The sequence below is a fragment of the Gracilimonas sp. BCB1 genome (assembly GCF_040117685.2).
GTDB lineage: Bacteria > Bacteroidota > Rhodothermia > Balneolales > Balneolaceae > Gracilimonas.
Map to the genome: position 1 here is coordinate 283,833 of NZ_JBEDYP020000014.1, position 21,385 is coordinate 305,217.

A 21,385-nucleotide genomic window follows, 5' to 3' on the forward strand; every position below is an offset into this window, starting at 1 on the left:
ATCACTATAACCAATTATGCATTTTGTACCAGTGGATGGTTCGGGAGATTCCTTCAGCAAGTGAAACTTCCGGAATGTAATCTAATTCTTTGTGAGCTTTCTCGGAGGAACAGGTCCATTCCAGGATCAGCTCATTTGCTTTCTCCTTGTTAATAACGGGATATTTTCCAATTAATGATGCCATGTTTTCGATTACGCTGGCTGCTTTTTTAACCAACCCGGGTTTAATTTTTAGCGGGATTGCTTTCCTGCCCATCACTTTGGAGGTAACCGCCCGAATTTCGTTCCAGGAATGAGTGCCTTCCCCGGAAATAAAATAGGTGTGAACACCTGTATCATTCTTCTGAGCCGCCTTCAAAATCCCGTTCACTAAATCACTTACGTACACCATAGAAACACGAGGATTGTTCCCGTCGCCCACAATCGGGCAAATGCCTTTAGAAAATGCCTGGAAGAACGAGAAAATCTGATCTTCTCGCGGACCATAAACCGCAGGTGGACGTATAATTTTTATGCTATCCTGATCACCTACAGCCTTTTGGATACGAGCCTCCATTTCCTTCTTTGATTCCCCGTACATACTGACAGGATTCATGGGCTCACCTTCGGTTTTGGGTGAACCGTTACTTGGGCCGGCTGCGGCCAGGGAAGATAAAACCACCATATTTCTGACGCCCTTTTTTTGTGCCAGGCGGACAAGATTTTCAGTGGCATCTACATTAGCATGCGTAAACTCTTTTTTGGTTGGGGCCTTTACAATGGCTGCAATGTGAAACAGAACATCGGCACCCTCAAGTCCTTTGGATAGCGCATTAAGATTTTGAAGGTCTCCGGGTATATTTTTGAAATCGAGGCCGGAAAGCCACTTCTCATTACTTCTTACCAGGCATCGGACTTCATCATAGTCGTCAGATTTGATTATAGCTTCAGCTAAATGGCTTCCTATAAAACCTGTTCCTCCGGTTACAAAGGCTTTCATTTATTTCCTTATATTTGGCGAATCGTTTGGAATAAAAAAAGAGTTTACAGCGAGGATTATCGCAGAGCAAATAAGATACAAATCTACCCTCTGCTTTTAAATTTTTATGAAAGAATTACGAGTCGCCCTTTTTACAGGCAACTACAATCACATTAAAGACGGTGTTTCACTTACCCTGAACAGGTTGGTGAAGTTTTTGGAAGAGCAGGGGATACCGGTTTTGGTATTCGGGCCAACGGTAAAAGAGCCAGCTCTTGATCACAACGGACGACTGGTTTCGGTGCCTTCTATCCGTATGCCTGTCTCCGGACGAGGAGAGTATCGGGTACCCATAGGGATTTCTGAAGAGGCAAAAAGGGAACTGAAAGAATTTAATCCAAGCCTGGTACACATTGCAACGCCCGATCGTGCCGGATATAAAGCTTTGCTTTGGGCTCAGAAAAACAATGTTCAGGTTGTCGGGTCCTATCACACCCACTTCACCAGTTATTTTAAGTACTATGGTCTTACCCCCATTGAGTTTTTGGCCTGGCGATATCTGAGCTGGTTTTATAACTCCTGTACGCACGTGTATGTACCTTCTCAGTCAATGATTGACGAACTCGAAACCCATGGTTTTAATGAAGGAATGAAGATTTGGGCACGCGGAGTGAATACAAAACTTTTCTCCCCTGAAAAGCGGGATATGGAATGGAGAAGAGCTGCTGGTTTTAAGGACGATGATATTGTTGTGACTTTTGTATCACGTCTGGTATGGGAAAAGGAATTAGATACGTTTCGACACAGCGTGCAGCAGGTAGCTTCCAAAAACTCAAAAGTAAAACCACTGGTTGTAGGGGATGGCCCGGCAATGGATGAATTGCAGAAGCTGATGCCGGAGGCACATTATACGGGTTTTCTGGATGGGGAAGACCTGGCCAGAGCGTATGCGAGCAGCGATGTTTTCCTGTTTCCGTCGCACACAGAAACTTTCGGTAATGTAACATTGGAAGCTATGAGCAGCGGCTTGCCTTGCTTGGTTGCTGATGCCACAGGGAGTAAGTCGTTGGTGGAACACGGGGTGAATGGCGGATTAGCTGAACCTGAAAACAAAGCGGATTTCACCAAGAAATTAGCCATCATCGTTTCTGATCAGGACCTGCGTAATCGAATGAAAAAAGCCTCCAGGGAGAAAGCATTGAAGTACGAGTGGGATGAAATAAATGGAAAGCTTGTGCACAATTATAAAGAAGCCTTAGAACTTCCTGTTCCTCAAACCTACTTATAAAAACTATTGTCCATGAAAATCATCGACGTCGCAGAGTTTTATACCGATCAGGGTGGAGGAGTGAAAACCTACATCAACCAGAAACTTAAAGCCGGGAAAAAGCATGGTCATGATATTGTGATTGTGGCTCCGGGTGAAGACTGGGGTGAAGAAGAACGCTATGGGGGAAGGGTGATTTGGGTAAAAGGCCCCCGCCTTCCGGTCGATTGGCGCTACTATATACTTTGGCGGGAGAAAGCCGTCCATGAAATTCTGGATCGCGAAAAGCCGGATGTAGTAGAAGGTTCTTCTCCATGGACCGGTGGCTGGTTTGCAGGGCGCTGGAAAGGCGATGCGGTAAAAACCTTTATCTTTCATCAGGATCCCGTTGCGGCCTATCCGCATACCATATTTGGAAACATGCTGGGTTTTGATCGTGTGGATAAGATGTTCGGTTTTTACTGGAAATACCTTCAACGCCTCAGCAATAATTTTGATGCTACTATTGTAAGCGGTGAGTGGCTTGGAGAACGAATAGATAATTACGGAGTAAACAACCCCATTCCTGTTCCATTTGGAATTGATAAAGACTTCTTCTCACCCAACCGAAGAGATTCAGAACTCCGGAAAAAGCTGCTTTCTGAATTCAGCCTGCCTGAGTCAGCAAGGCTGATGATTGCTATCAGTCGCCATCACCCCGAAAAAAGGTTGGGTTCTTTAATAGAGGGCTTTCATGCTGCAGCCGAAGAAGAACCTATGGCACTTATTGTATTTGGCGACGGGCCAATCCGTAAATATGTGGATTTTAAAGCAAACCGAACGCCTCATGTGAAGCTCATGGGGTTCACCGAAAACCGGGACGAACTTGCTAACATTCTTGCATCCTGTGATTACTTTGTGCACGGCTCATCAGCAGAAACCTATGGCATTGTGGTAGCCGAGGCCGTTTGTAGTGGATTGCCGGTAGTTGTTCCGCAAAGAGGCGGGGCCGGAGATATTGCCAACCCTGATATCGCTGAAACTTTCAATGCAGGAGATTCAGCATCCCTTAAACAAGCAATCCTTGATATTACCTCCAGAGATAGAGAGGAATTGGTTGCTGCCTGCAAACGGGCGGCCCGGGATGACATCGGAACGATGGATGATCACTTTTCACTTCTGTTTGAGAAGTATGAAAAGCTGGTGGAACAGAAAAATACGGTTCAATAATCGCTGAGCACGGAGTTTTTGAATTCTGTGAATTTTGATGTTATTTACACTGTTTAGAATTCAGTAGCAGACCGATATATTTCTTATCTTCAGCACGAAATTTAAACTTATTTCACAGCAACCAGTTCGTAACAACGAGTTAGCGAAAATTTGATAGAAATTTAATACTGGGTATATTTCGCTGTTTATTTAGAATCTTTGTTAAGGAATTACCGAATGGCCGATCAAAAATCCAGCGCCACAAAATCAGACATTTTTTCGAAGGCTTTTAATTTTACGAAAGCGGATGAAGTCAAAGAAATGGGGCTGTATCCGTACTTTAAGCCCCTCGAAGCAACGGATGGCACAATTGTTGAAATCGAAGGTAAAAAAGTAATTATGGCCGGGTCTAATAATTACTTAGGCCTCACCAATGATCAGCGTACGATTAAAGCAGCTCAGGATGCCCTGAAAAAATATGGTACAGGGTGTACCGGCTCTCGCTATTTAAATGGTACACTCGATAGTCACCTCGAACTGGAAGAAAAGTTAGCCAAGTTCATGGGTAAGGAAGGATGTGTGCTTTTCAGTACCGGTTATCAAACCAATGAAGGCGCTATTCAGACCATTGCCGATCGTAACGATATTATTTTCTCGGATAAAGACAACCATGCTTGTATTGTAGTGGGAACCCTTGTTTCGAATGCTAAGACCATGCGTTACAAACACAACGATATGGATCAGCTCCGAAAACTCCTTGAAAGATCCGATCCTGACGCCGGAAAAATCATTGTGACTGATGGGGTGTTTTCAATGTCAGGAACACTGGCTAAAGTACCTGAACTGGTTAAGTTGGCTAAAGAATTTAACGCCCGATTATATCTTGATGACGCCCATGCCGTTGGAGTAGTTGGTGACGGAGGAAGAGGCTCGGCATCTGTATTTGGATTAACTGATGAAGTAGACTTGATTAGCGGAACATTTTCAAAATCATTTGCGTCCCTCGGAGGGTTTTTAGTTGGTGACAGACCTGTAATTGAATACATACGTCATAAATCACCAGCGCATATATTTAGTGCATCCATGCCACCGGCAAATGTGGCTACGGTACTTAAAGTTCTGGAAATTCTTCAGGAAGAAACGTGGAGACTCGATCGCCTGGAAGAAATTGCCAACTATATGCGTAAAGAACTCCGGGGTTTAGGTTTTAATGTATGGAGTAGTCAGAGTCCAATCATTCCTGTTGTAATTGGAGAAATGATGGACTGTTTTAAATTCTGGAAAGACCTGTTTGAGGAAGGCGTTTATACAAATGCTGTCGTTCCGCCGGCTGTACCTCAGGGACAGTCGCTGCTGCGAACAAGTTATATGGCAAGCCACACGGATGAGCACCTCGATCAAATTCTGGAAGCATTCCGTAAAGTGGGCTTGAAGCACGGCGTGATTGACAGAAACGGTCACTCAGCAACTGAATAATCTCATAACCTTATCAAGGCTGTATGAATAGTTCCGGGGTAACCTTCGTTTCAACTAAAGAGGAAAAGAAACGATTTACGAATTTCATATACCCATTTTATGAAGGTGAAGAGCATTGGGTTCCTCCTTTGCGAATGGATCAGAAGAAACTGATTGATACCGATAAAAATCCTTTCTTTAATAATGCTGAAATAGCTCTGTTTCTGGCAGAAAAAGACGGTAAAGATGTAGGCCGAATCGCTGCTATTATCGACCACCGCTTCAATGAATTTCATGGTACAAAAACCGGACATTTTGGTTTCTTTGAAAGCATAAACGATCAGCACACCACAAACTTACTTTTTCGGGTGGCTGAAGACTGGCTTCGCGATAAAGGCATGAATAAAGTGGTAGGCCCGGCGAGCCCGAGTATGATGGATACCATCGGCGTTTTGATAAATGGCTTTGATAAAGATCCGTATATCATGATGCCCTACAACTTTTCCTATTATGATGAGCTGATTAAGAACGCCGGGTTCCAAAAAGAGATGGACATGTATGCCTACATCGTGGATACGGAAACTGTGGCGGTAGACCGGATGAGCCGGGCGATGGAGATTGTCAAAAAGAGGTTACCTGATATCGAAATCCGCCCCGTGAATCTGAAGAAAATGGACTCCGAGATTAAGATTGTCCGCGAAATCTTCAATAAAGCCTGGAAAGACAATTGGGGGTTCATTCCGCTTTCAGAAGAAGAGTTTAAGGCGGCGGGCAAAGACCTGAAAATGATTGTGGACACAGATTACGCACACATTGCAGAGATAAAGGGCGAGCCGGTAGCTTTTTCAATCGGACTTCCCAATATCAATGAAATCCTCAAAGGCATGAATGGAAAACTTTTTCCATTTGGGTTTATCAAGCTGCTATGGGGGAAAAGCAGGGTGCAAGGACTCCGAACGGCATTAATGGGTGTACTACCGGAATGGCAGGGCAGGGGAATTGATGCTCTTCTTCATCAACGATCTATCCAAAACGGGCTGAAAACGGAGGGCAAAACTATCTCTGAACTCAGCTGGGTTCTGGAATCCAACCCGGAAATGATTCGTGTGGCAGAACGCATCGGCGCTACACTGGATAAAACCTACCGGATGTATTCTAAAGAGTTATAGCATATACCCATTATTTCTTTAGGCACCCCTTCTTTTTAACATCCTATTCACAACATCTACATAGTTTTTCCTTATCTTCTTAAGGCTATAAAGTAAAATTTTTGTTTGCCCCGAACGCTCAGCGTTTTCAGATTATTATGGGGCACGAATTCTCAACCTTTAAAGAAGAAAGCAGAAGAATGAGTGAATATCGTATCGAAAAAGATTCCATGGGTGAAGTGAAAGTTCCCAAAGATGCCTTATATGGAGCACAAACCCAGCGTGCACACGATAATTTTCCAATCAGCGGCATAAAATTCAGCCGTGAATTTATTGAGGCCCTGGGATATGTGAAGAAGTCGGCCGCTACCGTAAACACAGAATTGGGTCTTTTGGATGAAGGCGTTGCCAAAGCCATTCAGGCTGCTTCTCAGGAAGTGATTGACGGACTACATGACAAAGAATTCGTGATCGATATTTTTCAAACCGGATCGGGTACTTCTACCAATATGAATTCCAACGAGGTGATTGCCCGGCGCGCGAATGAGCTTAAGCAAAACCTGGATGTAGATATTCACCCGAACGATCATATTAATTATGGGCAGAGTTCAAACGATGTAATTCCGACCACTATCCGTGTTGCTGCGGTTAAAGCCGTGAATAACAATCTGATTCCGGCGCTTAAGCATCTCCATAAGACTTTCATCGAAAAAGGAAAGGAATATGCAGATGTAGTTAAAACCGGCCGAACCCACCTTATGGATGCCATGCCGGTGACCATCCAGCAGGAATTTGGTGGTTATGCACGCCAGGTAGAGTTGGGGATCAAGCGGGTAGAGTCGGCCCTCGAAAGAGTAAGTGAGCTTCCGCAGGGAGGAACCGCAGTTGGAACCGGAATTAACACCCATGAAGATTTCGGGAAGCAGTTTGCAGCCACAATCTCGGAGTTGACGGGAGAGAAATTCACCGAAGCAGAAAACCATTTTGAAGCTCAGGCTACAGTTGACGCCCCTGTTGAACTAAGCGGACAACTTAAAACCATTGCAGTAAGTCTGATGAAAATCGGAAATGACCTTCGCTGGATGAATTCCGGTCCTAATAGCGGAATCGGAGAGGTGGAGCTTGCTGCTCTGCAGCCGGGATCATCCATTATGCCCGGTAAAGTGAATCCGGTGATCGAAGAATCACTTACGATGGTTTGTGCACAGGTAATTGGTAATGATGGCACGGTAACTGTTGGCGGACAGGCAGGAAACTTTGAACTGAATGTAATGCTGCCGGTAGTGGCACACAACCTGCTGCAATCGATTGAAATACTGGCGAATGCAGCAAGAAACCTGGCCGACCGTTCGGTTTCAAAGTTATCGGTTAGAAAAGAGAATATTGCCTCGATGGTAGAGAAAAACCCGATTCTGGTCACTGCCTTGAACCCTATTATCGGCTATGATAAAGCAGCGAAAATTGCCAAGAAAGCTTTTGCTGAAGGGCGGGCACTCAAAGAAGTAGCCAAAGAGATGACCGATTTATCGGATGAGGAACTGGAGAAAGCTCTTGATCCCATCAAAATGACCAAAGGCGGTTTTACCGAGTAATAAATTTTGATGTAAACCCTTCCAGGGTTATCAATCATCTTATTGGTAATGGGTAGAATAGTTTAACCCTGGAAAGGTTGGTTTAGGGCTTGGTGTATAAGCTCAAAATTCGTCATAGTTTTTAAGAAAAAGAACGATACGAGCGCTGGAGACTGTTTCATAAAAAAGCGCTTTTCCGTATTATATCGCCCCTTTTGGAAGGGTGCTTTCCTAAATATTCAGAACTAAAATTGTATAATGGCTCAAGTAAAAGAAAAGACGACGAAGAAAAAGTTTACCGCTGCTCAGAAAAAGGAAATCCTTGCAGATTTCAAACTGGGTTGGGTAAGCCGGCACATGTCGTTAATCGGTAGAAAAGAAGTGCTCACCGGAAAAGCCAAGTTCGGGATATTTGGAGACGGTAAGGAGATTCCACAGATTGCGATGGCCAAAGTATTTAAGAATGGTGATTTCCGGTCCGGTTACTATCGCGACCAGACGTTCATGCTGGCCATCGGGGAGCTTACTCCTCAGGAACTGTTTGCTCAATTATATGCTCATGCTGATGTGGAAGCAGATCCGAATTCAGCCGGCAGGCAAATGAACTCACACTTTGCCACTCGTTTATTGGATGAGGAAGGAAACTGGATTGATCAAACAAAATCCAAAAACACCGCTTCCGATATTTCACCTACAGCCGGACAAATGGCTCGCCTGTTGGGTCTGGCCCAGGCGTCCAAAGTGTACCGCAACGAGAAAGCACTGAAGGGGAAAGAGTGGAAGAAGTTCTCCAATAAAGGAAATGAAGTTGCTTTTGGAACTATCGGAGACGCCAGTACCTCTGAAGGGGTGTTCTGGGAAACCATCAATGCCGGCGGTGTACTTCAGGTGCCTATGATTATGTCGGTTTGGGACGATGGATTTGGAATCTCAGTTGCCAAGAAATATCAGACTACAAAAGAAAATATTTCAGAAGTGTTGAAAGGCTTTCAGCGAACTGATGACGAGGATGGCTACGAAATTCTGAGAGTTAAAGCCTGGGATTATCAGGCATTGATAGAAACCTATCAGAAGGCAGAAGAGATTGCCCGAAAGGAGCATGTTCCTGTCTTGATTCATGTGCAGGAAGTTACTCAGCCTCAGGGGCATTCTACTTCCGGTTCGCATGAGCGTTACAAGTCGGAAGAACGACTGAAGTGGGAAGAAGAATACTGCTGCCTGGAAAAACTGCGACAGTGGATTTTAGATAACGGCATTGCGAAGTCTGATAAACTTGACGAGCTGGAAGAAGAAGCGCAGAATGAAGTTAACGAGGCCAAGAAAGCTGCCTGGCAAGCTTTTATTGATCCTATTAAAGAGGAGAAAGCTACGGTTATTGAGCTACTTACCAATCTGCAGGAAGAAAGCGGTTCAGAGAAGGTAGCTGAGTATGCGAAGAAGCTGAAAAACTATCCGGGTGCGATTCGCAAAGACATTTTATCAGCTGCACGGAAATCGCTGGCAGCTACAGCAGGAACCACCAATCCAGCACGCGAAAAGCTGGCTGAGTGGGTTAAAGAATATCGGGAAGTAAACCGGGACCGCTATAATTCGCATTTGTACAGCCAGACACCCCAATCTCCGTTGAAAGTTGAAGAGGTGAAGCCGGAGTATCCCGAAAAGCCCAAAAAAGTGGATGGCCGACTGGTTATTCGTGAAAATTTTGACACCATTTTTGAAAAGTACCCGAATACGCTGGTTTTCGGTGAGGATTCCGGAAAACTCGGTGACGTAAACAAAGGTCTTGAAGGCATGCAGGATAAATACGGTGAAATCCGTGTGAGCGATACCGGTATCCGGGAAGCTACGATCCTGGGACAAGGAATCGGGATGTCTATCCGAGGACTCCGTCCAATAGCGGAAATCCAGTACCTGGATTACCTGCTCTATTGTTTCCAGGGAATTTCGGATGACCTTGCAACCCTTCGGTACCGAACAAAGGGAGGTCAGGCTGCACCGTTAATTGTACGGACACGTGGACACCGACTGGAAGGAATCTGGCACTCAGGTTCACCTATGGGAATGATTACCAGCGGAGCACGGGGTGTGCACTTATGTGTACCCAGAAATTTGACCGAAGCAGCCGGATTTTACAATACCTTGCTTCAGGGAGATGATCCTGCAATTATTGTTGAGCCTTTGAATGGGTATCGACTGAAAGAAGATATGCCGACAAACCCTGGCGAGTTTACCACTCCGTTAGGCAAGCCGGAAATTATTAATGAAGGAACCGATATAACGGTTGTTTCTTACGGTTCTACCTTCAACATTGTGGAAAGCCTAATTCCTCAGCTTGAGGATACCGGTATTTCTATTGAGCTGATTGACGTTAGAACACTCATGCCATTCGATCTGGATCATGTAATTGGACAATCACTAAGCAAAACCAATCGCCTTTTGATTGTGGATGAAGACGTTCCCGGTGGAGCTTCAGCCTACATTCTGCATAAAGTATTGGAAGAGCAAGGTGGGTACTTTCAGCTCGACTCAGAGCCGAAATGCCTGACAGCCAACGACCACCGTCCGGCCTATGCCTCTGATGGAGATTATTTCAGCAAGCCCAATGCCGAGGATATATTCGAGACTATTTATGATATTATGCACAAGGCGGATACGGAGCGTTTCCCGGCAATCTACTGATTCAATTAAAATTATATCTAATTTGATTCAGAGTATATTAGTGGTACTAGTTTTATGTTTGGTGGAGTTTCTTTGATCACTCTGAATAAACACCCCATTTTTTATCATTTGATATCTTAATTATATAAATTTTTTCTTTTGTACTTAAGGCAATTTGATTTTGTACAGTTGAGAATGTGAGGTCAAGAATATCTCCAGTAAATAAACCAAAACCATTTGCTTCAGATTCTTTTGACTCAAAATCATAGAGATTTAGTGAGTTTCTGTAACCTGTTACGTAATATGAGTTATCGTAACTAATTGAAATGTGATTTGCTCTAGTTAACAGATACCTGCTATTTGTTTCAGTAGAGTGGATTTCAGCTTGATCAAAGTCACTAACATTCGCAATATATTTACCATTTTGAGCAAAGCTTACATTTTGAGAAGTGCCTCCATAATCCAAAACATGATCAAATTCTATCGGCTCTGCAGTTGAAGAATTAAGTAGCTTAAAAAACCCGTCATAATTATAAGCAATCGAATCGCCTGTAGGGCTAATTGATAAAGAACGAGTACTACATGATGTACTAAAATCATTTGTTGAAAAAAGCTCTTCTCCAGTGTTTACATTTATTTTTTTTACTACTCCGTTACAGCTATTGCTAAAAACAAAGTTTTTGTTTGGCGAAAATTTTATATCAAAAGCTTTGATATTTGTCTTTTGAAGAACAATAGTATTGGATTCATAATCTATGATTGATAACTCATCGTTTGGACCTGAACTTAAAGCAATCAATTTATTACCCTCATCAATATCAACACCAGTTATGGGACTACCAGTAGGAATACCTTTATAAAGGGTACTTTGTAAATCTAAATCATATATTAGTACTTCTGGCGAATCAGTTCTATATGCAAACCCTGCTGAAGCAACTATTTTCTTCCCTGATTCACTAAACTCTAATTGATAAGCTTCAGGAAAGTCAATTTCAGTTTCAATTACGAGAGGGGTTGAATATTTAACAGTAACAACTTCTGTAAAGCCTGAGGTTTTCGATCTAAGCCTAAAATAATGAATTCGGTCTTTATCCAAATTTTGTTCTAAAGAAGAAGTGGTAAGATTATCAAAGGTTTTGTAATCAATAAAATTAATTCCATCAGTACTTTTTTGTAGTTCAAAAGAATTGACTTTATCGTAATCATCCGCTTGCCAGCCCAAAGATAATGAGGTAGAAGAGAAATCGTCTGCATAAAGGGATACAGTTGGAGGTTCAAACTCTGCCTCTGAACCAAAACTGCCGATCTGGGTTTCATTCTTTAGAGCCTGAATACCATAATATGTTTTTATTAAAGTGTTTCCTCCAAACTCATTCTCTACATATCCAATAAGTGGATTTAATGTATCGGTAAAACTAGTAGTATTTGGTGGAACAGTCGCAATTACTTCAGGCTCTCCGGCTTGATTTAAATTAAATCCTTGTGCCCTTAGTATTTGAAAACCTTCTTCAAAGTGTGAATTATCTTCCCAGTTGATGACTACCATTGCTTCATTAAGTACATCAATAGTAGTTATTTCAGGAGTAAGGTCAAGAGGTTGATAGATTCCAGTTATATTTTCATAAGGTGTATCAGAGGTGCTTTCCTCAGAAGTATAAAACTTGATTTCGAAATATTTCTCTTCAAAGTCTTTCTCGAATACTGGAGTAGTATATTGCCCGGAACCGAAAACTGTATCAATCGGAAGTTCTTCTCCAGAATCATTATCAAATTCAAATACAATTCCTATGAAGGGCCATTCAGTTTCAAATTCCCACTCAAAAATAAATGCTGTGGAATCTGCATTAAGTTGAACTGTGCTTGAAGCTATTCCACCAAATTCTAAGCCTGTAGTAACTCTTCTTGAATATATAAGACTATCACTTTCTTGTCTTCTATAACTTTGGATTTCATATGTAGTTGTTTCATCAATTTCATTACTCCGGTCAACATAGCTTTGAATACCTGCATTTAGAGTATCTAAAACTTTACTTTGACTAGATGCACTTACTTTTTTACTTAGAATATGATTGGTAGCAAAGGTTGAAGTATCTACCCATGAAATTTCTATAATTTTATTATCTAAGATCTCAGTGGAAAAATTATGAACAGCTTCCAATTCAAATTTTGGTGCCTCGGGATCATTGAGGTTATTTCTGTCAAATTTGGTAGGTGCCTCAGCACATGAGCACAGTAACAATAATGCAAAAAATGAAAAGTACTTAGTCATAATTAAAAATCGATTTCAATTTTTGCTTTCGGAATCAAATCTGAATCAAAATCAATAAATGGTTTCATGATGATCTTATCATTCGTCAATCCAAATTTTGGAGCGGTTATTCCATCAATAATATTCAACAAGTATGTAGCTGAAAAAGCTATAATGGATGCATTTCTATAACGCTCAAACTTTAAAATTTGATCGTAAGTTTTATCGGCTTTTTTTGCAATAGTTAAAACTTCACGTGGATCAGTAGCAAATTGATACTCCAGTCTTAACTTTTCATATTTTGAATTCTTCTGAGCTAATTTGAAGTTCGAAAGAACGCTGCTTATTCCGAAGCCACTCATCAGGCTTATGACTAATGCTCCCTTTAATTTTTCATGTTTTCTAAACTGAGCTGCTCCGGGAATAAAGCTCTTTTTGAACAATTCCATTCTGGTAGGCCGCACGTAATTTTCAAATACAGTATAACCATTGATGTTCATTTCCGAGACTTCCTTCACCCCTCCAACGGTGGTTGTAACTTTATATGTGCCATTGTTCAGGGTGGTATGAAATGAAGTTTCATTAATATTTTGCCCATTTATACTGACACGTGCATCATGGTCTGCAAAAAAGAACACATTCGATTTTAATTTACACGCTGTATAAGAACTTTGATGTGCATTTTTGTTTAGGTTCTTAATCCGTTCTTGTTTAAACATGATTGTGTGGGTCACGCCAGGTTTTAAAGTTGGCGAAACAACGGCATCATAATGGTATTTTGAAGCAATGGTCAGGTTTCTTTTGCCTGATTCGATCGCAACTATCTCTTTAGGATTGACGGGAATACAATTTGAATAATCCTGATCTATTACAAGGAATGATTCATCTGTGTCAAACCTGAGAATAACATTCGTAGAATCGACTTGTGCGTTTGCATATACAGAAATAAGAAGCAGAAAAAGTATTGATAGAGTAAATCTTAATCTATTGAGCATAAACTTAATAATCTAAATAAGCCCCCGCGCTTTCAACTCTAAATACTTATTAATCGCATTCACTGAAAGCTCTTTTGGAGGGGTTAAAATGGTTTGAATGCCTCGTTGATTTAAGGCCTTTACAATTTGTTTTTTCTCGAAGGTGAATTTCTCAGCTACCGTTTTGGTATAAATTTGCCCGATTGTTTTTGAGTCTTCATGTAACAGCTTGGTCATTTCTGTATTCTCGAAAAAGATGGTAACCAATAAATGGTCTTTGGCTATTCGTTGGAGATAGGGAAGCTGCCGTTCCATGGAGGAGAAAGTCTCAAAATTAGTGTAAAGCAATACCAGGCTTCGCTGGTTTACATGCTTTCTCAGTGAGACCACCAACCGCTCGTAATCCGATTCCAGAAAATTTGTATTTAGGTTATATAAAGCTTCCTGAATACGCTGAATATGAGTTCTTTTCTTCTCGGGTTTTACTACTACTGAGTCATTATTGGAAAACGTGACCAGCCCTGCTTTGTCTTCTTTGATAAGGGCGATATTTGATATAACGAGGCTGGTATTAATGGCATAATCCAGAAGGTGAAGACCGTCGAAGGGCATCTTCATCACCCGCCCCATATCAATCACATTGATTACATTTTGGGATCGCTCATCCTGGTACTGGTTTACCATCAGGTCGTTGGCACGGGCGGTAGCTTTCCAGTTGATAGAACGCACATCATCGCCCTGCACATATTCCTTGATCTGGTCGAATTCCATGGTGTGGCCGACTCTGCGGATCTTTTTAATGCCAATGTCCGTTAACCGGTTTGAAATGGCGTACATCTCAAATTTGCGCATCTGTATGAAGGAGGGATAAACGGGAACTGTTTTTGAAGCCGCTATGCTAAACTTTCTTCTTACAAATCCGATTCTTGTGTTCATAAACACGTTTATGTTTCCAAAATCAAACTCACCCCGTTCGGTTGGTCGCAACTCATAAGTAAACTCTTTTTCCATTCCCGACGGAAGGGAAGTAGAAATGCTGAAGTCTCTGATTTGAAACTGATGGGGAATTTCATCAATGATTTCTGCCCAGGCTGTAAAGTTAAGCTGATTTGTCAGCTGTATGCGAATGGTATTCTCATCTCCATTGGATAGTCGCTGTGGAACTATCCTGCTTCCGGAAACAGGCTCCGTTCTGCTGAATAAAAGCACCAAATCAATACCAAAAACAATTACAAACCCAAAGAACAGTATTTCAGCAAAAGCACCGACAGGGGGCACAAAGTAGCCAATCAGAAAAGTCAGAGCCACCCCGGCCAGTACCTGGAAAAACAGGTTACTGAGATGCAATTGCTTTAAAATGGTTAATGGGTTCATTATGAATAGTGCGTCTTATTACTTCAATTATTCGGATAAAGCGTCTTCCTCTCCATGGGAGAGGAAACAAAGGTGAGGGTCAATGTTTGAGTCAACTTAATTACCTATTCAAACATTGACCCGCCCCTAAATCCCCTCCCCGGAGGAGGCTTTAGTAAAATTACCTCGGCACCTCCACCTTCTCCAGAATAATTTGTATTACCTGGTCGGGTTTCATTCCTTCCATTTCTTTCTCAGGGGTAAGTGTGATTCGGTGCCGGAGTACAGGATTAATGACTTCCTTCACATCTTCTGGTGTAATAAAATCCCGCCCGTTCATGGCAGCCCAGGCTTGTGCTGCTTTCATTACAAAAACGGATGCTCGTGGAGAAGCACCTATAGAAACCGAACTGCTGTTTCGGGTATTCTGAATAATTTGAGCAATGTAATTCATCAACTCGGGCTCTACGTGAACCGATGCTGCTACATTCCGCTGCTTGGCGATTTCTTCAGCCGAAATCACTTTATCCAGCGAGCTGATGTCCAGCTTATTCTTACGGGAATAGCTGCCGGATAAAATCTCCACTTCTTCTTCCAAAGAAGGGTAGGGGACATCAATCCGGAACAGAAAGCGATCGAGTTGAGCTTCGGGTAACCGATAGGTTCCTTCATGCTCAATCGGGTTTTGCGTGGCGATGACCATAAAGGGTGGCTCCATAAAATAGGTTTTACCATCTTCGGTGATTTGACGTTCTTCCATCACCTCAAAAAGGGCTGCCTGTGTTTTTGCCGGCGAGCGGTTAATCTCATCAATCAGTACAAGATTCGAAAAAATCGGTCCCTCCTTAAACTCAAAGTCCGTGGTTTTTGGGTTGAAAACCGAAGTTCCGATTACGTCAGCAGGCATCAGGTCGGGAGTAAACTGAATACGGGAAAAATCTGCGCTGATGGTTTGAGCGAGCAGTTTGGTGGTCAGGGTTTTGGCCACACCGGGAACGCCTTCAATTAATACATGTCCATCGGCTAGAAGAGCGGCAATCAGCAAGTCAACCATCCGCTGCTGCCCTACAATAATTTTTCCTATTTCTTCCCGGATACTTCTTACCAGTTTTTCCACGCCTGATAAATCAGTACGGCTTTCAAATGGGGGTTTTTCTTGCGTAGGCTGTTCGTTTTTGGGGTCTTTTTTTTCAGTGCTCATCGTTGACTCTCGTTATAGAATTGGTCAATTCGTTCGGTTAACAGTTTTAATTCTTTTTGGGTGATGTGGTCCTTCCCTGAGATATTATCAACCAGATCAAAAAGTGCCTGTATTTCGGTCTCCTCAATTCCTGATCGCAGGGCTGCATCATGCTTTAGTTCATTATCAATGGCGGAAGTATCCAGCCCGAGGTTGGATCGAATATAATCAAAGAAGAACCGGATTTTCTTATCGGCAATAAGCTTGTGATCACCTTTTTCGAGATAGAGACTTCCGATGGTTCGTGCAAATTCGATGCTGGAGTTTTTAGGCGGTTCGATTGTTGGAATAATCCGCTGCTTCCGTTTGGCGCGGAATATCATAAACAGTAACACTCCACTTAAACTAATGAACCAGGCCCAGCTCAGATGTTCTTCTGAAACAACATACCGGACTACACTCCCACCGCCCAGGCGGACATCTTTGTAATATTCATCCCAAATGGTTTCCCTTTCGGGAAGGTACGACAGAGCTTTAAGGGCGTAATCGGCACCGGATTCATCCCGCACAAAATAATTGGTAAAAAGGGTAGGATTGGAGTGAAGAAGTATTTCTCCCTCTCCAAACTGTATCCGGATGAAATTGGGGTTTCCTTCTTCATTTATCCCCAGTGACGTAACGCCCAGGGTAGAATCAGCCGTATAGAAATAGGTTTCGGTAGTGCTTCGATAGTAAGGGAAGCCGGATTCTTTCTTTAATTGAGGGTTAGTGAAATTGACCCGGACGGTGTCGTCATCCAAAATAGATCCTCCCGACAAAAAAGGATTATTTAAGTACGTGCCAATCTTAAGACTGTCTTTGAAGGCTTGTTCAAAAGTGCGGGCAGCTATAAATACACTGGCTCCCTGCTCAACCTGAGATAATAAAATATCCGTTTCCCATCGGTCGATGCCAAAGCTCTTATTAATGAAAACCCAGTTTTTTTGGGGATTTGAAGTATCGGCATATTCAAAAATAGGTGATTGGTTTATACTGATTTCATCATCAGGAAAGGCAGCTGGAAGCAAGGCATGGATTAAATAGCCGCCGTACGGAATTTTGTCGTCAGCAGAAAAGCTTTCGGTCCAGTCTAAAGGTTTGGGACGCAGAATTTGAGTGAGAATATATATGACGATCAGTCCGCCCAGAATGAAATAATATGTTCGTTCTTTTTTAAACACTACGAGCCGGCCTGGGTTTTAAACTTTTCGTAAACATCCTGAATGGTCTCAAATCCGGGTTTTTCAATCTTAAAATCACCGTACTCTACATATTCATAATAGGTAGTAAGCTTATTGAAGAAATTGCCGGCCGGGTGATTTCCCAACTCCTGCAAGTAGTCATGGTTGGTTTTGTCGGGTTTCCAGTTAATAAGTTCATTTTCATTAAGCTGTTGAAGTGCTTTCAGGTATAGAATTCGAACAGCATCCCGGTAGCGGTTTTCATTGAGTGCTGCTTGTAGCATTTCCTCGTAATTGGTTTTGGAAAGCTCCGTTTCACCGATGTTCATTGCCAGAGTTTGCCCCGATTTTTTTCTGGAGAAGGAGGAGGTGAGATTCCCGCCCAGCATATGATTTATAAGGGCAAAAAGAACGGCTCCAAATATGGCAAAAAAGATGACTCTTACGGTGATGGAAGCCCAGGGGCTGCTGAATATCCACTGAAGTAGCTGAACAAACCACCGCTGAATTCGACTTAACAGAGTTTCCGGGTTTTCGGCTTCTTCGTTGTAAGCAAATTCATCATCAGCGGTTAAACTGTCGAGCGTGGATGGACTAACGGTTCTCACGTATACTTCACTGCTGTCCGGTTCAAAGCTTTGAACCGTGGTAGAATCGTCCTGAGCTGTTGCAGCAGCAGGAATCAGGAAGAGAAATATAAGCAGCAGTCTGCGGATCAACCCAACTCCTCAATTTGTGCGCGTAATCCTTTTCCTTCTTTTCGCTCAATGAGATTGAAATACTGCAGGGCCATGGCAATCAGCATAAGTACGGAAAACAGCGAAGCGACTACAATAAGTAACCCGTAAAAAAGTCCCACTCCGGTTCCGATGAGGGCGGAGTCGCCGGCTCCTGAGGCTGCCAGAAAGCCAAATAGTATAGACATCGGAATAATAAGCACATACGACATGAATGAGGTGATGATGTTCATGACCAGATACGTGGCAAATGTAAACCACCAATGGCCTTGTACCAAGTCCCATGAACGGCTGATTGAATCAAAAGGGTTTCGCTGTTCTATTACAGCAACTGCCGGCGCTACAAAAAGTTTTATCCCGATATAGATGCCCGGTATGATGAAAAACATAAACCCGAAGAAGACAATGATTATGATCAGTAGGTAGAGGCCCAGAAGCGTAAAAAAGTTCCGTCCGAAATTATTGAAGATATCTTCAAACCGAACTTCACTTGTATTCCGGGCAAGGTTGATATGGGTTAAAGAAACGGTAAGAAGCGCTCCGGATGAAAAGGCAAGAAGCAGCATTCCTATCAGAAAGTCTCCGCTGAAAAGTGCCTCAGCAGAAGCATCAGGATTATCCATCACGGCAGTGAAAAAGCTGGAGTATCCGCTGCCAACCAAAAGACCGGAGATGATGTAAAAAGGCAGAACCAAAAGTCCCAACGCCTTGCCCAGGCTTTTGTAGTGCACCCGGATGTAGGTAAAAGAATCGGTTAATATGCCCCCGAGGTCGCGATATTTTTGAAGTTTGAAGTCGCTCATTGTTTCTTTTTTAGAGTGTATGGTAAATAAACAAAGTACCAGAGAATGAAAGCTAAGGAACCCAAAATTATGAATAAGCTCAACCAGACCGGCATTTCCGTATAGCGGGTTACAAATGACTCTAACAAACCGGCCGCTACAAAAACGGGGACTAAGCCAATAATCATTTTCAACCCCTCGCGCCCGGCTTTTATAAAGGAATGTTTACGGGAACGGGTGCCGGGGAATAGAAATCCATTGCCAACTACAAAGCCGGCAGCACCTGCAATCACAATGGCGGAAAGCTCGAGTGTACCATGAATGAAAATTACCCGCAGGGCCTCGGCTACCAATCCGTATTTGGCAAAAAAGTGGATGAAAGCCCCAACCATTACGCCATTATTCAAAAGCACCATTCCCACCCCGAGCGATGTAAGCAAGCCACTTGCAAAAGCATAAAAAGAAACGCGGACATTATTCACGGTGATGGCAAAAAACATGTTCATCTCTTCTGCTTCTTTGTACACCGCCAGCGGATCACCCCGGTCAATATTGCTGATGGTCATGTTCACGTAGGCATCACCCATAATGTATCTCACAAAAGAAGGGTCGTTCATAGAAGACACCACGCCAATGCCGATAGCAACGCTAAAAACAATAAAGCTATAGAGTAATTCTTTTTGTTTGCTTGCAAAAAGCAGGGGCAGTTCCACCGTCCAAAACGTAATCAGACGATTGGTCTCTTCTTTTTTGGAACGATAGATTTCATCATGAACGGCAACCGAAAGCTGGTTCAGATATTCTTCGGTTTTACTGCCGGGGTAGTTGGCCTGAGCATAAGCCAGGTCTGCACTAAGCTCAATGTATAAATCAGCGAGTTTATCCGGGTCATCCTGAGATTTATCCTTCAGCAGACTCTCAAACTCCTTCCATTTGTCTGCATTCTTCCGTAAAAAGGCAACTTCTCTCATTCCGTAAAATCACTTTCGTTTTAACATACATGAGCCTAACTTGGCGCTCGTTTGTGTGCAAGAAGATAACAAATCAAAACCAATACGAAACCACAGAAATCCCAATAAATCAGCATTATGGTAGGTATAGAAACCTCACAACATGTAAAACTCAGCTATGAGCCGGCCGGAGTGGGAGAACGCATCCTGGCCTTTTTCCTGGACGCTTTTTTTATCGGGATTTATTACCTGGTGGTGATATGGATTTGGGGGTATGTAAATGATATCGGCCCTTCCTCGGCCGGGAGTTTTGAGGATTCCATATGGGTGCTTTACATCGTACTGGTTCTCCCGCTTATGCTCTATCACCTGGTATCAGAGTTGGTATCCAACGGCTACAGTCTGGGAAAGAAGATTGTGGGAATCCGGGTGGTTAAGGTAGACGGAACGCGAGCCAATCTTGGAGGGTACCTGGTTCGGTGGATGTTTCGGCTGGTGGAAATTTCAATGACCAGTGGCGTGCTGGCTTTTGTGGCTATTTTGCTGAATGGGAAGGGACAACGCATCGGCGATATACTTGGTAAGACCTGCGTAATCAAAGAGCGTAAGAAAGTGAACCTGGATAATACACTGTACTCCAAAGTAGCTGATGCTTACGAACCCCGGTTTCAGCAAGTAGCTGAACTTACAGATAAAGACATCCGCATTATCCGGGAAGTACTCGATTCCCGTTCTCATTACGATTATGACAACTGGTTCCTGATGCTCCAAAAAACCCGCAAGAAAATTGAAGACCGCTTGGGGGTGGAAGATCATGGAATGAGCGGGGATGAATTCCTGCAAACCGTGATTAAAGATTACAACGCCATCCATGGAAAGGGGTGATGGAACATGAATGAAAGAAATGGAACACGGATGAGGCGGATTGAGCTGATGACCACTGATTGGAGGTGTGTTTTCTGTTGTTTGTCAAACAGTGACTATCCGTAGCATCAGTACTATCCGTGTTCCATTAAATCGTAGGTTAACATTATTTTGAACCCTGATTTACCTGATTGAGGGAATACCTTGATGACTTGATCTGATTGGGTTTGCTTTATATTGGTTTATTTCGCTATTTCAGTTAATTATTTATTCATAAACCAGGGGTCTAATTATGAAAACTGTTGCTATTCTGACGCTACTACTTTCGCTATTAAGTTTTGATCCGGCGGTTGTAGAATCTGCAAATAACGGAAGTGTTTCCTTCATTAACCCCCTGAATGATAAAGCGGTAGTACTTTCGAACTTTGGAATGCGAACTCATCCTATTCTTCGGACACAAAAAATGCACAAAGGTATCGACTTCAAAGTTAGTGAAGGAGATAAGGTTTACGCTTCTGAAAAAGGAATTGTACTGTTTGCCGGCGAGAAGGAAAAGTTCGGTAACTTTATTATGGTAAAGCATTCAGATGGGTTTGTAACCCGTTATGCTCATTTAGGCCGTATTGACAAAGAGCTTTCCAATGGATCAAAAGTAGAAAAAGGTCAATTGCTGGGTTTAGCCGGAAAATCCGGACAGACGACCGGGCCGGTGCTTCATTTCGAAATTTTACTTGATGGCGAGCCTCAAGATCCATTGAAGTATCTGCCCCACGATTGATAGAACACAGATGAGAGGATTGAGCCGGTAATCGCTGATTGAAGGTGAGTTTTC

General features: G+C 42.8%; 17 protein-coding genes. 8 read left to right on the forward strand and 9 right to left on the reverse strand.

The features are described 5' to 3' along the window. Positions 1-4 precede the first annotated feature (4 nt). Positions 5-979: an NAD-dependent epimerase/dehydratase family protein gene (locus ABFW99_RS12035; RefSeq protein WP_349353553.1), complete on the reverse strand. Its 975-nt coding sequence runs from the start codon at positions 977-979 to the stop codon at positions 5-7. Between the two features lie 106 nt (positions 980-1,085). Between ABFW99_RS12035 and ABFW99_RS12040 the strand changes: the two genes are divergently transcribed. From ABFW99_RS12040 to ABFW99_RS12065, 6 genes are all read left to right on the forward strand, one after another. Next, entirely contained in the window at positions 1,086-2,246 is a 1,161-nt protein-coding gene (locus ABFW99_RS12040) for a glycosyltransferase family 4 protein (RefSeq protein WP_349353552.1), read from the forward strand. Positions 2,247-2,258: 12 nt separating this feature from the next. Further along, the gene (locus ABFW99_RS12045; RefSeq protein ID WP_349353551.1) at positions 2,259-3,434 is read left to right on the forward strand and encodes a glycosyltransferase; all 1,176 of its coding nucleotides are present in this window, start codon (positions 2,259-2,261) and stop codon (positions 3,432-3,434) included. Between the two features lie 216 nt (positions 3,435-3,650). Next, positions 3,651-4,889 (forward strand): aminotransferase class I/II-fold pyridoxal phosphate-dependent enzyme, encoded by a 1,239-nt coding sequence (locus tag ABFW99_RS12050; RefSeq protein WP_349353550.1) that lies wholly within the window; start codon positions 3,651-3,653, stop codon positions 4,887-4,889. Positions 4,890-4,912: 23 nt separating this feature from the next. Next, a complete protein-coding gene (locus ABFW99_RS12055; protein WP_349353549.1) occupies positions 4,913-6,037 on the forward strand; it encodes a GNAT family N-acetyltransferase in 1,125 nt (374 codons plus the stop codon). Positions 6,038-6,216: 179 nt separating this feature from the next. After that, on the forward strand, positions 6,217-7,608 hold the full coding sequence (locus ABFW99_RS12060) for a class II fumarate hydratase (RefSeq protein ID WP_349353586.1): 1,392 nt from the start codon (positions 6,217-6,219) through the stop codon (positions 7,606-7,608). 237 nt (positions 7,609-7,845) lie between these two features. Beyond that, positions 7,846-10,266, forward strand: coding sequence for an alpha-ketoacid dehydrogenase subunit alpha/beta (locus ABFW99_RS12065; protein WP_349353548.1), 2,421 nt, complete (start codon positions 7,846-7,848; stop codon positions 10,264-10,266). Between the two features lie 76 nt (positions 10,267-10,342). Here the strand turns inward: ABFW99_RS12065 and ABFW99_RS12070 are convergent, their stop codons facing one another. From ABFW99_RS12070 to ABFW99_RS12105, 8 genes are all read right to left on the reverse strand, one after another. Further along, positions 10,343-12,514 (reverse strand): WD40 repeat domain-containing protein, encoded by a 2,172-nt coding sequence (locus tag ABFW99_RS12070; protein ID WP_349353547.1) that lies wholly within the window; start codon positions 12,512-12,514, stop codon positions 10,343-10,345. 2 nt (positions 12,515-12,516) lie between these two features. Next, on the reverse strand, positions 12,517-13,488 hold the full coding sequence (locus ABFW99_RS12075; RefSeq protein ID WP_349353546.1) for a DUF5683 domain-containing protein: 972 nt from the start codon (positions 13,486-13,488) through the stop codon (positions 12,517-12,519). Between the two features lie 12 nt (positions 13,489-13,500). After that, on the reverse strand, positions 13,501-14,841 hold the full coding sequence (locus ABFW99_RS12080) for a DUF58 domain-containing protein (RefSeq protein WP_349353545.1): 1,341 nt from the start codon (positions 14,839-14,841) through the stop codon (positions 13,501-13,503). Between the two features lie 160 nt (positions 14,842-15,001). Beyond that, entirely contained in the window at positions 15,002-16,021 is a 1,020-nt protein-coding gene (locus ABFW99_RS12085; RefSeq protein WP_349353544.1) for an AAA family ATPase, read from the reverse strand. Next, positions 16,018-17,220: a DUF4350 domain-containing protein gene (locus ABFW99_RS12090; RefSeq protein ID WP_349353543.1), complete on the reverse strand. Its 1,203-nt coding sequence runs from the start codon at positions 17,218-17,220 to the stop codon at positions 16,018-16,020. Before ABFW99_RS12090 ends, ABFW99_RS12085 begins: the two co-directional genes overlap by 4 nt. Beyond that, entirely contained in the window at positions 17,220-17,939 is a 720-nt protein-coding gene (locus tag ABFW99_RS12095; protein ID WP_349353542.1) for a DUF4129 domain-containing protein, read from the reverse strand. The genes ABFW99_RS12090 and ABFW99_RS12095 overlap by 1 nt, the downstream gene beginning before the upstream one ends. Beyond that, positions 17,936-18,760, reverse strand: a complete 825-nt coding sequence (locus ABFW99_RS12100) for a hypothetical protein (protein WP_349353541.1) — start codon at positions 18,758-18,760, stop codon at positions 17,936-17,938. Before ABFW99_RS12100 ends, ABFW99_RS12095 begins: the two co-directional genes overlap by 4 nt. Then, entirely contained in the window at positions 18,757-19,710 is a 954-nt protein-coding gene (locus ABFW99_RS12105) for a stage II sporulation protein M (protein ID WP_349353540.1), read from the reverse strand. The genes ABFW99_RS12100 and ABFW99_RS12105 overlap by 4 nt, the downstream gene beginning before the upstream one ends. Positions 19,711-19,827: 117 nt before the next feature. Here ABFW99_RS12105 and ABFW99_RS12110 point away from each other — a divergent pair, with 117 nt between their 5' ends. Further along, positions 19,828-20,574 carry an RDD family protein gene (locus ABFW99_RS12110; protein ID WP_349353539.1) on the forward strand — a complete coding sequence of 249 codons (747 nt, stop codon included), beginning with the start codon at positions 19,828-19,830 and terminating at the stop codon, positions 20,572-20,574. 271 nt (positions 20,575-20,845) lie between these two features. After that, positions 20,846-21,331, forward strand: a complete 486-nt coding sequence (locus ABFW99_RS12115) for a M23 family metallopeptidase (protein ID WP_349353538.1) — start codon at positions 20,846-20,848, stop codon at positions 21,329-21,331. Positions 21,332-21,385: the final 54 nt, after the last annotated feature.

Coding starts and splice junctions, on each gene's coding strand:
- ABFW99_RS12065 (WP_349353548.1), top strand. CDS start 7,846: ATGGCTCAAGTAAAAGAAAAGACGACGAAGAAAAAGTTTACCGCTGCT.
- ABFW99_RS12110 (WP_349353539.1), top strand. CDS start 19,828: ATGGTAGGTATAGAAACCTCACAACATGTAAAACTCAGCTATGAGCCG.
- ABFW99_RS12105 (WP_349353540.1), bottom strand. CDS start 19,710: ATGAGAGAAGTTGCCTTTTTACGGAAGAATGCAGACAAATGGAAGGAG.
- ABFW99_RS12115 (WP_349353538.1), top strand. CDS start 20,846: ATGAAAACTGTTGCTATTCTGACGCTACTACTTTCGCTATTAAGTTTT.
- ABFW99_RS12055 (WP_349353549.1), top strand. CDS start 4,913: ATGAATAGTTCCGGGGTAACCTTCGTTTCAACTAAAGAGGAAAAGAAA.
- ABFW99_RS12085 (WP_349353544.1), bottom strand. CDS start 16,021: ATGAGCACTGAAAAAAAAGACCCCAAAAACGAACAGCCTACGCAAGAA.
- ABFW99_RS12040 (WP_349353552.1), top strand. CDS start 1,086: ATGAAAGAATTACGAGTCGCCCTTTTTACAGGCAACTACAATCACATT.
- ABFW99_RS12045 (WP_349353551.1), top strand. CDS start 2,259: ATGAAAATCATCGACGTCGCAGAGTTTTATACCGATCAGGGTGGAGGA.
- ABFW99_RS12100 (WP_349353541.1), bottom strand. CDS start 18,760: ATGAGCGACTTCAAACTTCAAAAATATCGCGACCTCGGGGGCATATTA.
- ABFW99_RS12070 (WP_349353547.1), bottom strand. CDS start 12,514: ATGACTAAGTACTTTTCATTTTTTGCATTATTGTTACTGTGCTCATGT.
- ABFW99_RS12060 (WP_349353586.1), top strand. CDS start 6,217: ATGAGTGAATATCGTATCGAAAAAGATTCCATGGGTGAAGTGAAAGTT.
- ABFW99_RS12050 (WP_349353550.1), top strand. CDS start 3,651: ATGGCCGATCAAAAATCCAGCGCCACAAAATCAGACATTTTTTCGAAG.
- ABFW99_RS12075 (WP_349353546.1), bottom strand. CDS start 13,488: ATGCTCAATAGATTAAGATTTACTCTATCAATACTTTTTCTGCTTCTT.
- ABFW99_RS12080 (WP_349353545.1), bottom strand. CDS start 14,841: ATGAACCCATTAACCATTTTAAAGCAATTGCATCTCAGTAACCTGTTT.
- ABFW99_RS12035 (WP_349353553.1), bottom strand. CDS start 979: ATGAAAGCCTTTGTAACCGGAGGAACAGGTTTTATAGGAAGCCATTTA.